Origin of the sequence: Halomonas sp. SIMBA_159, from assembly GCF_046536035.1 — a bacterium.
GTDB lineage: Bacteria > Pseudomonadota > Gammaproteobacteria > Pseudomonadales > Halomonadaceae > Vreelandella > Vreelandella venusta_A.
In genome coordinates this window covers 1-1,411 of sequence record NZ_JAWJBT010000049.1, presented here as the reverse complement: position 1 = coordinate 1,411, position 1,411 = coordinate 1, and the positions used below count along the sequence as shown (strand labels likewise).

Annotated in this window: 1 protein-coding gene; it reads right to left on the bottom strand. The window is 52.4% G+C overall.

Annotated elements, in window-relative coordinates; translation table 11 throughout:
- Positions 1-9: 9 nt before the first annotated feature.
- Entirely contained in the window at positions 10-1,329 is a 1,320-nt protein-coding gene (locus R0J87_RS18230; RefSeq protein WP_498887938.1) for an IS4 family transposase, read from the bottom strand.
- Positions 1,330-1,411 lie beyond the last annotated feature (82 nt).

The window sequence follows — 1,411 nt, the reverse complement described above, 5'->3', positions numbered from 1 at the left end:
TAATGCCAGTCAGTTAAGCCTGACTGGCTTTTTACTCACCGCATATTTCTGTGGTCGTGCCCGGACAGCACGCGGGTACGACCTTTCTCGTCTATCGGGTAGTAAGAATGAAGGTGCCATCTCTAGCATCGATCTCATCACCTCGGGAAGACGGCCAGGTGATACCGCAGGCAACATGGATAACTCTCTAATAATAAAATGGGCAGCTTGATGGAAGCTCAATTGATGGGGGTGAATACTGTCCAAACTGTAGGCCATTCGGGCCATCTGAAAGCGTATCAAGTTGTAGGCGAGCAACGTTCCCCATAACTCCTGGCGAACCATGTCGGGAGTACGACTACGCAGCGTCAGCCGACTGCCCAGCAGCGACTGCTTCATTTCCCGGTAGCCCAGCTCGATTTCCCAGCGATAGCTATAAAGATCCACGATATCAGCAGCAGGAAAGCGCAGCGGATCGGTCATCGACGTCAGTACCTGAACCTCCTTACCCTTGACCTTACGACGCATCAGACGTGCTTCTAACGTCGCGGGCAAGTCTGGCCATTTAGCTCGCGCTTGTGGTGATGTTGTCAGGCGAACAAGTCGATCCTGACGCCCTAGCGAGTAGATTTCTTCATACTGGGCGCCCTTACGTAACGGGATTAGCCAGTGGCGCTGTTCACCCGCTTGCTGCCACGCATGCAGCAGACCTAGCGAATAAAACCCGCGGTCAAATAACGTTAGTGAATGATCAGGTGTACGAGCGATCAGGTCTGTCGTCAACGCCAGTTCGCTCGTCGAGATGCTGTCAAACGAGGCCCCTGTGATCAGGTGGCTCGTTAACTCCATTTGACACACCATTCGCACTTGCGGGTAGTTCGCTTCCCGGTAAGCATTACATGTCCGTGTAAAAGCGGATTGATTGTCGGGCGTGTCAGGCGTTCGCCATACCACTCCGTCTACGCCTAGAAGCCTGAGACCACACCAATGAGGGTGAGGAGTTTGTTCATGCCAAAGGGCCTGCGTTTGTTCGAAAACACGTTTAACAGCCTCCACGCCGAGGCGTTGACGTGCTTGGACAACGGCGCTGGGTGCTACGAAAGGACGTTGGCCGGGCAAAACAATATCGAGCTGATTAACGACTTGCCCCATCGGGATGTGTCGAAACAAGGCCATGCCGACAATCGACCAGACCACCATTTCAAGGGGTAAACGACGTTTACGCAAGGTGGCTACACCGGCGTGTTCTAAGCATTCATCAATCAACTCGGGGGAGAGAACATCCGCGAGGCTGGAGAAGTGTTCAGGTGAAACACGAGTGATGGCATCAATGGCCTGACTAAAATGCATAAAAATCCGGTATCAGAGAGTCACTGATACCGGAATATCGCATTGTCAGTTCATTGATGAAACTCTTAACTGACTGGCATTA